The 8,249-nt window shown below is 73.9% G+C and carries 8 protein-coding genes; 4 read left to right on the top strand and 4 right to left on the bottom strand.

Going from position 1 to position 8,249, the window contains the following annotated elements:
- Positions 1-729, top strand: a 729-nt coding sequence (locus tag CRM73_RS17020) for a PASTA domain-containing protein (RefSeq protein WP_229588594.1), incomplete at its 5' end; no start/stop codon positions are given.
- A 44-nt stretch (positions 730-773) separates the two neighbouring features.
- Here CRM73_RS17020 and CRM73_RS17015 read toward each other — a convergent pair.
- Positions 774-2,168: a class II 3-deoxy-7-phosphoheptulonate synthase gene (locus CRM73_RS17015; RefSeq protein ID WP_017833702.1), complete on the bottom strand. Its 1,395-nt coding sequence runs from the start codon at positions 2,166-2,168 to the stop codon at positions 774-776.
- A 40-nt stretch (positions 2,169-2,208) separates the two neighbouring features.
- A complete protein-coding gene (locus CRM73_RS17010; RefSeq protein ID WP_017833703.1) occupies positions 2,209-3,060 on the bottom strand; it encodes a 1-acyl-sn-glycerol-3-phosphate acyltransferase in 852 nt (283 codons plus the stop codon).
- Positions 3,061-3,207: 147 nt separating this feature from the next.
- Between CRM73_RS17010 and CRM73_RS17005 the strand changes: the two genes are divergently transcribed.
- The 3 genes from CRM73_RS17005 to CRM73_RS16995 all read left to right on the top strand — a co-directional run bounded on the left by CRM73_RS17005 (position 3,208) and on the right by CRM73_RS16995 (position 6,468).
- Entirely contained in the window at positions 3,208-4,062 is an 855-nt protein-coding gene (locus CRM73_RS17005; RefSeq protein ID WP_095651541.1) for a carboxylesterase, read from the top strand.
- A complete protein-coding gene (locus tag CRM73_RS17000) occupies positions 4,059-4,499 on the top strand; it encodes a hypothetical protein (RefSeq protein WP_109243784.1) in 441 nt (146 codons plus the stop codon). Before CRM73_RS17005 ends, CRM73_RS17000 begins: the two co-directional genes overlap by 4 nt.
- A gap of 70 nt (positions 4,500-4,569) precedes the next feature.
- On the top strand, positions 4,570-6,468 hold the full coding sequence (locus CRM73_RS16995; protein ID WP_229588593.1) for a long-chain fatty acid--CoA ligase: 1,899 nt from the start codon (positions 4,570-4,572) through the stop codon (positions 6,466-6,468).
- Between the two features lie 27 nt (positions 6,469-6,495).
- Here the strand turns inward: CRM73_RS16995 and CRM73_RS16990 are convergent, their stop codons facing one another.
- Both CRM73_RS16990 and CRM73_RS16985 read right to left on the bottom strand, forming a co-directional pair.
- Entirely contained in the window at positions 6,496-7,953 is a 1,458-nt protein-coding gene (locus tag CRM73_RS16990; RefSeq protein WP_017833707.1) for a mycothione reductase, read from the bottom strand.
- Between the two features lie 88 nt (positions 7,954-8,041).
- On the bottom strand, positions 8,042-8,249 hold a 208-nt coding region (locus tag CRM73_RS16985), incomplete at its 5' end, for a biotin/lipoyl-containing protein (protein ID WP_305067811.1).

The raw sequence follows: 8,249 nt of genomic DNA, 5'->3' as shown, positions 1-8,249 counted from the left end.
CCGGCGCGGACCTCGAGCGGCTCCTCCGACCCCTGGCGGCCCGAGGTCGAGCTGCGGCCCACCCGGCCCCTGCACGCGGCGGGGACGCTGGCCCTGGTCGCGCTCGCGGTGGCCGGGGCGGCGTTCCTGGGCTGGCTCCTGGGCTCCGGTCCGGGCGGGACCGTGAGCGTGCCGGACGTGCGGGGAGCGGGTCCGGAGCTCGCCGAGCAGTACCTGGCCGGGGCCGGTCTGGGCAACGTCGCCGTGCACGAGACCGCGGACCCGGTGGCCCCCGCCGGCACCGTGCTCGGCACCGACCCGGAGGCCGGGGCCACGGTGCGCTCCGCGGAGCAGGTCGTCCTGCTGGTCTCGACCGGTCCCGTGCGGACCACCGCGCCCGACGTCACCGGGATGTCGGAGGAGGACGCCCGGGCGCGCCTCGAGGACGCCGGGCTGGCGGTCGGCACCCGGAGCCCGGTCGCCGACGCCGCCGCCGCCGGGACGGTCGTGGGCCAGCACCCCGAGGCGGGCGAGGCGGTGGCCGAGGGGTCGGCGGTGGACCTCGCCGTCTCCCTCGGGGCCCGCGCCGACTCCGCGCCCGGGGTGCTTGGCAGGCCCGTGGACGAGGCGGTCCGGCTCCTCGCGGAGGCGGGGTTCGCGGCGCGGGTCGAGGAGAGCCTCGGCGCCCCCTTCGGCTACGTGGTGGCCCAGACGACGGACGGGGCCGAGGTCGTCCTCACCGTCGTCTGAGCGGACGGCAGGAACGGCCCCGGCCCCGTCGGCCGGTCCCGCGCTCAGCGGCGGGAGAGGTAGCCCGCCACGAGGAACGCGATCTCCAGGGACTGCATGTGGTTCAGGCGCGGGTCGCACAGCGACTCGTAGCGGTCCTGGAAGGAGGACTCGTCGACGGGGTCGGCGCCGCCGAGGCACTCCGCGACGTCGTCGCCCGTCATCTCCACGTGGATGCCGCCGGGGAAGGAGCCGATCGCCTCGTGCACCTCGAAGAAGCCGCGGACCTCGTCCACGACGTCGTCGAAGTTTCGGGTCTTGTACCCGGACGGCAGGGACACGGTGTTGCCGTGCATGGGGTCGGTGACCCACACGACCTTGGCGCCGGAGCGCTCCACGGCCTCGACGAGCGGGGGCAGCTTCTCCCGGATGTTCTTCGCGCCCATGCGGGTGATGAAGGTGAGCCGTCCGGGCTCGCGCTCCGGGTCGAGCTTGTCGATGAGCGCCAGCGCGTCGTCCCCGGTGGTCTTGGGGCCGAGCTTCACGCCGATCGGGTTGCGCAGCCGGGAGAGCAGGTCCACGTGGGCGCCGTCGAGCTCCCGGGTGCGCTCGCCGATCCACAGGAAGTGCCCGGACGTGCCGTACGGGAGGTGGGTGCGGGAGTCGATGCGGCTCAGCGCGCGCTCGTAGTCCAGCAGCAGGGCCTCGTGGCCGGCGTAGAACTCCGTGGTGCGCAGGGCGTCGAAGTCCGCGCCGCACGCGTCCATGAACTTCACGGCCCGGTCGATCTCGCGGGCGAGCGACTCGTACCGGGCGTGGGCCGGGTTCGTGGTGAAGCCCATGTTCCAGGCGTGCACGAGGCGCAGGTCCGCGAACCCGCCCGTGGTGAAGGCCCGGATGAGGTTCAGGGTCGAGGCCGAGGTGTGGTAGCCGCGCACCATCCGCCGCGGGTCGTGGACCCGGGACTCCTCGGTGAAGTCGAAGCCGTTGACCATCTCGCCGCGGAACGTCGGCAGCGTCGTGCCGTCGCGGGTCTCGTCGTTGGACGAGCGGGGCTTCGAGAACTGCCCGGCCATCCGGCCCATCTTCACCACGGGCATGGACGCGCCGTAGGTGAGCACCACGGCCATCTGCAGCAGCGTCTTGACCCGGGCGCTGATCCGGTCGGCGGTGGCGCCCTCGAAGGTCTCGGCGCAGTCCCCGCCCTGCAGGAAGAACGCCCGGCCGTTGGCGACCTCGGCCAGACGGTCGCGCAGCTTGTCCACCTCCCCCGCGAAGACGAGGGGCGGGACCGCGTTGAGCTCGGCGATCGAGGCGGCGAAGTCGGGGTGGTCGCGCCAGGTCGGCTGCTGGTCGGCGGCCAGCTCGCGCCAGTCGTCCAGCCCCGGGTAGTCGGCCGCGGAGGGCACCGGGGAGGCGAGGTTGCGGAGGCTGTCGGGAACGGTGAAGTCGAGCATCATGTCTTCCTATGTCTCGTCCGGGGCGGGGCCGGGCGCGGGATCAGGGTGCGGTGGGCCGCGGGGTGTCGTCGTCCGCGGCGCCGGGACGGTCGCGGTGGGCGATGGAGTCCGCGGTCCGGCGGGCGGTGTGGGCGGCGCTGCGCGCCTTGTCCTTGGCGTTGCCCACGAGCTCCGCCGCGGCCTGCTTGGTCTCCTGGCGCTTCTGCTCGGCGAGCCGCTTCTTGTGCTCCGAGGCGTAGACGTCCACGTAGACCTGGCCGGAGAGGGCCTGGATCGCGTGCATGATCTCGTCGGTGACCTCGCGGAGCAGGGCGTGCTCACCCTGCCGGCCCCGGTAGCGGGAGAAGTCGAGGGGCTCGCCGAAGATCGTGGTGACCCGGGCGCTGCGGCGGGGCAGCGGGAGCCTGGTCCCGATCGGCTGGACCTTGTCGGTGCCGACCATGGCGATCGGGACGACCGGGGCCCCCGTCTCGAGCGCGAGCCGGGCCACCCCGATCTTGCCCTTGTACATGCGGCCGTCCGGGGAGCGGGTGCCCTCCGGATAGATCCCGAGCAGCTCGCCCTCCAGCAGCTTGCGGCCGCCGTTGCTCAGGGACTTCGCGCTGGCCCGGCCCCCGGAGCGGTCCATGGGGATCTGGTTGATGGCGCGGAAGAACGCGGCCATCACCCTGCCCTTGACGCCGGGGCTGTTGAAGTAGTCGGACTTCGCCAGGAAGTACACCTGCCGGGGCACGGCCACGGGCATGAACACCGAGTCGGAGACGGAGAGGTGGTTGCTCGCGAGGATGGCCGGGCCCTCCTCGGGCACGTGCTCCAGGCCGCGCACCTCGGGACGGAAGGCGACGTTGATCAGGGGGCCGACGACGTAGCGCTTCAGAAACATGTAGACCATGTGGGAGGGGACTCCTTCGTGCTGATCGGGATGTCGCGAGGGTCCGTGCCGCTCGGACCGGGTCCGGCCTCCGGTATTCTCTCACGTCCGCACGGGCACCCGCGCCGGTCCGCCCGCCGACGGCGCCCGCCCTGACATCATGGACGCATGACGCCACCCGTCGAGGACCAGCACCTGCCCGCCCCCTCCGCGACCGTCGGGCCCGCCGCCGCGGACGATCCCGGCGCGCCCTTCCACCATCCGGCCGACGGGCCCGCGGGCGCGCTCGTGCTGCACGGCTTCACCGGCGTCCCGTTCAGCGTCCGCCCCTGGGGCCGGGCGCTGCACGCGGCGGGCGCCGACGTCGTCGGGCCCGTGCTGCCCGGCCACGGCACCCGCTGGGAGGACCTCGCCGGCGTCCGCTGGGAGCAGTGGCGCGACCACGCGGCCGAGCACGTGCAGCGGCTGCGGGCCCGGCACGACGTGGTGGTGGTGTGCGGGCTGTCCATGGGCGGGGCGCTCGCCCTGCACCTCGCCGCGACCCTGCCCGTCGACGGGGTCGTGGCCCTGAACCCGGCGCTGTCCCTCGTCAGCCGCACGGCCCGGCTCGCCCCGGCCCTGCACCGCGCGGTGCCGTCCGTGCCGGGCGTGGGGGACGACATCAGCCTCCCGGGCGTCACCGAGCACGCCTACCCGCGCACGCCCGTGGCGGGCGTCGCCGAGCTGGGCCGGTTCATGACCCGGACCCGGAGGATGCTGCCCGCGGTCACCGCCCCGGTCCTGGTGCTGCGCTCGCTGCACGACCACGTGGTGTCGGACGCCTCGCACCTGCACGTGCTGCGCCGGGCCGGCGGGGACGTGGAGCTGGTGCGGCTGGCGGAGAGCTTCCACGTGGCCACCCTGGACCGGGAGGCGGACGTGGTCGCGGCGCGGTCCGTGCGCTTCCTGGAGGACCTGCTGGCGGGCCGCAACCCGGTCACCGCGAGACCGTTGCGCCCCGCCTCCCGGGGGGACCGGCGATGAGTGCGGGCCCGGGGACGCCGGGCGGCGCCGGGCACGGCCCCGAGGACGAGTGGAGCCGGATCGTGTCGGACCTCGAGGACGTGCGCCGGGCCGGGGACCGGCACCTCGCCGGGCCCCGGGACTGGTCCCCCGAGGACGCCGGAGCGGAGGCTGCCGGGGCAGAGGGCGCCGGGGAGCCGGAGGACGCGGGGGACGACGACGCGCCCTACTCCCCCGACCCCGGGCCGGTCACGCAGGGACTCAGCGGCGGGGCACTGCTGTCCTGGACCGTGCTGGTCGGGGTGCCCGTGCTGCTGGTGGTGCTCTCCCTCCTGCCCGGCTCCCTGCCGTGGTGGGCCATCGTGGGCGGCCTGGTCGCCGTGGTCGGGGCCATCGGCCACCTGCTGCGGTCCCTGCCCGACGACCGCGACGAGCTGGACGACGGCGCCCGCGTCTGACGGGGTTTGCGTGAGCCAATTCACTAGACTGGAGCGGACGGCCCACCGACCCCGATCCGAGGAGAACCCCATGCGCCACGTCGCGACCGACGCCCTCGTGGACCCACCGGCCCACAGCCGCATCACCGACTTCCTGCTCATGCAGGCGGGCCAGGACGAGGATCCGCACCTGTACACCGTCCTGGGGCCGGAGGGGGCCGCCCGCGAGGTGCGCGCCCGGGAGTTCCTCGCCGCCGTGCAGGGTGTGGCCAAGGGTCTCGTGGCCGCGGGGATCGAGCCCGGGGACCGGGTGGGCATCCTCAGCCGGACGCGCTACGAGTGGACCCTCGCAGACCTCGCGATCTGGTACGCCGGCGCCGTGCCCGTCCCCGTCTACGACTCGTCCTCGGCGCAGCAGATCGCCTGGATCATGGGCGACTCCGACGCCAAGGCCGTGTTCGTCGAGACGCAGGCCCTCGAGGACTCCGTGCTCGCCGCCTCGCGGGAGACGCCGTTCCGCGCCGCGGAGAACGTCTGGCGCCTGGACGGCACCGGCACGGGCCTCGACGAGCTCGCGCGCGCCGGCGCGGACGTGCCGGACGAGGAGCTCGAGGCCCGCCGCACGTCGCGCGGGCTCGAGGACGTCGCCACGATCATCTACACCTCGGGGACCACCGGACCGCCCAAGGGGTGCGAGCTGACGCACGGGAACTTCGTGCGGCTGTGCGAGAACACGACCCTGGTCGTCGAGGACATCATCCACCCGGGCGCCCGGACGCTCCTGTTCCTGCCGCTGGCCCACGTCTTCGCCCGCTTCGTGGAGGTGATCGCCCTCTACTCCGGGACCGTCCTGGCCCACACCCCGGACGTGAAGAACCTGATGGCGGACCTCGGGGCCTTCCGGCCCACGTTCATCCTGGCCGTCCCGCGCGTGTTCGAGAAGATCTACCAGAGCGCCCGCCTCAAGGCCGAGAAGGCCGGCGGGGCGAAGTCCCTGATCTTCGAGCGCGCGGTGACCACGGCCGTCGCGTACTCGAAGGCCGGTCAGGACGGGCGGATCCCGCCGCTGCTGCGCGCGCGCCACGCCCTCTACGACCGGCTCGTGTACTCGAAGCTGCGGGACGCGATGGGCGGGGAGGTCACGCACGCGGTCTCGGGCGGCGCGGCCCTCGGCACCCGGCTGGGCCACTTCTTCAACGGGATCGGCGTGTACGTCGTGGAGGGCTACGGGCTCACGGAGACCACGGCCCCGATCGCCGTCAACACCCCGGAGATCGGCAAGATCGGCACCGTGGGACTGCCGCTGCCGGGCAACGAGGTGCGGATCGGCGAGGACGGGGAGGTCCTGGTCCGGGGCACCCACGTCATGCGCGGCTACCACGGGCGGGAGGACCTCACCGCCGAGGCCTTCGAGGACGGGTGGTTCCGCACCGGCGACGTCGGCTCGCTCGACGAGGACGGCGCCCTCACCCTCACCGGCCGGAAGAAGGAGATCATCGTCACCGCCGGCGGCAAGAACGTGGTCCCCAACGTGCTGGAGGACCCCATCCGCGCCTCGGCCCTGGTCTCCCAGGTCATGGTGGTCGGGGACGACCGGCCGTTCGTGGCCGCCCTCGTGACCCTTGACCAGGACGTGCTCCCCGCCCGCCTGGAGCTGATGGGCCTGGACCCCGCGATGCCGGTGGCGGAGGCCGCCCGGCACCCGAAGGTCGTCGAGCACGTCCAGGACATCGTCACCCGGGCGAACCAGGCGGTCTCCCGCGCGGAGAGCATCCGGGCCTTCGAGATCCTCGACGTCGACTGGACGGAGGCCTCCGGGCACCTGACCCCGTCCATGAAGATCAAGCGGGCCAGGATCGCCCAGGACTTCGCGGACCGGATCGAGGAGATCTACTCGCGCCCCGCCCCCGATCCGGCCGCGGCCCCCGTCACCCCGGCGGAGCGGATCAAGGAGAAGCTCTCCCACGCGCACCTGCCGGGCCGCGGCTGACCCCGGGCCGGCCGGCGGCCGGTGGGATCACCGGCCGCCGACGAGGGCCCCCGGGGACAGCGGTGAGTGCTCGGGGACGTCGAGGCCCAGCAGGGCGTTCTCGACGACCTCGCTCAGGGCGGGGTGGATCCAGTACTGGCCGCGCGCCATCGTGTGCGCGTCGAGGCCGAAGGACATGGCCTGCACCAGCGGCTGGATGAGCAGGGAGGCCTCCTCCCCGATCAGGTGCGCGCCCAGGAGGCGACCGGTGCCCTTCTCCGCGATCAGCTTGCACAGCCCCGTGCGATCCTCCATGGCCCACCCGTAGGCCGTGGCCCCGTAGTCCTGCACCTTGACGGTGATCTCGCTGCCCTGCTCGACCGCCCACTGCTCGGCCTCCTGCTGCGTCATGCCGACGGAGGCGATCTGCGGGCTGGTGAACACGGCGGAGGGCACGAACCGGTGGTCGGTGGCCCGGAGGTCGCCGGGGTGCAGGAGGTTGTGCTGCACCGTGCGGGCCTCGGCGTTGGCCACGTGCTTGAGCTGGTAGGGCGAGCTGATGTCGCCCAGCGCCCAGACGCCCTCGACGGGGCGGCCCCCGGAGAGGGCGCGCTGGTGCTCGTCGACGGCCAGCAGCCCGTCCGGCCGCACGTCCAGCCCGCCCGCCCGGGCGTCGAGCACGTCGGTGTTCGGCTGCCGGCCCGTGGCCACCAGCACCACGTCCGCGGGCAGGCGCATGACGAGCTCCGGGTCCTGCGGGTCGCGGAAGGTGACCATCACGGCGCACTCGTCGCCGTCCCACTCCTCGACCTCGCTCAGCGACCAGCCCGTCTCCAGCTTCCACTGCCGGGAGGCCTCGCGGGCGAACCGCTCGGCGATCTCCGGGTCGTGGTAGCGCAGGATCCGGTGCGAGCGGTTGACCTGGGTGACCCGCGCGCCGAGGCTGGAGAAGACGTGGGCGAACTCGGCGCCGATGTAGCCGCCGCCGACCACCACCACGCGGCGGGGCATCTCCTCGATGCGCATCACCGTGTCCGAGGTGTGCACCTGGGGCAGGTCGATCCCGGGGATCTCCGGCCGCACCGGGCGCGAGCCGGAGGCCACCACGATCTGGTCGGCCGTGAGGTCCTCCCCCGAGGCGGTGCGCAGGGTCCGCGGGGCGGTGAAGCGCACGTGCTCCTCGTAGACCGTCACGTGCGGCAGCGTCCGGCGGTACTCGAGCCCGCCGTGGGAGATCGCGTCGATCCGCCCGAAGATCCGGTCCCGCATCTCCCGCCAGCGCACGTCCTCCACCGAGACGTGGAGGCCGAGCCGGTCCGCCTCCTGGGCGCGGCGGGCCACGCTCGCCGGATACGCGTACATCTTCGTCGGGATGCAGCCGACGTTGAGGCAGGTGCCGCCGAAGGTCCCGCCGTCGATGATGGCGACGTCCAGGCCCTCGTAGTCCTCGGTGAGGATCGAGTTGCCCGAGCCGGAGCCGATGATGATGAGGTCGAATTTCCGCATGCGACCCATCCTATGCGCGCCCGCCGGGCGGCCCCCGCCGGCACCGCGGCCCTCCCGGGGGCCGCGGTGCCGGCGCGGGCGTGCCGGGTCAGCCGGCGGTGTCGAGCGCCAGCAGGAGGTCGCCGCCGGAGACCTGGGTGACGCCCTTGAGGGCCACCCGGGCGACCGTGCCGCCCGTGGGGGCGGTGATGGAGGCCTCCATCTTCATGGCCTCGATGGTGGCCACCTGGCCGCCCGCCTCCACGGTGTCGCCCTCGGCCACCGTCACGGTCACCGCCCCGGCGAACGGGGCGGCC

Source organism: Kocuria sp. CCUG 69068, assembly GCF_020833785.1.
Lineage (GTDB): Bacteria > Actinomycetota > Actinomycetes > Actinomycetales > Micrococcaceae > Kocuria > Kocuria rosea.
This window is presented reverse-complemented; position numbering and strand designations above follow the sequence as displayed.

What these genes read in the sequence shown, in the direction of transcription:
- CRM73_RS16995 (WP_229588593.1), top strand. Translation starts at nt 4,570, where the DNA reads ATGCGCCACGTCGCGACCGACGCCCTCGTGGACCCACCGGCCCACAGC.
- CRM73_RS17010 (WP_017833703.1), bottom strand. Translation starts at nt 3,060, where the DNA reads ATGGTCTACATGTTTCTGAAGCGCTACGTCGTCGGCCCCCTGATCAAC.
- CRM73_RS17000 (WP_109243784.1), top strand. Translation starts at nt 4,059, where the DNA reads ATGAGTGCGGGCCCGGGGACGCCGGGCGGCGCCGGGCACGGCCCCGAG.
- CRM73_RS17005 (WP_095651541.1), top strand. Translation starts at nt 3,208, where the DNA reads ATGACGCCACCCGTCGAGGACCAGCACCTGCCCGCCCCCTCCGCGACC.
- CRM73_RS17015 (WP_017833702.1), bottom strand. Translation starts at nt 2,168, where the DNA reads ATGATGCTCGACTTCACCGTTCCCGACAGCCTCCGCAACCTCGCCTCC.
- CRM73_RS16990 (WP_017833707.1), bottom strand. Translation starts at nt 7,953, where the DNA reads ATGCGGAAATTCGACCTCATCATCATCGGCTCCGGCTCGGGCAACTCG.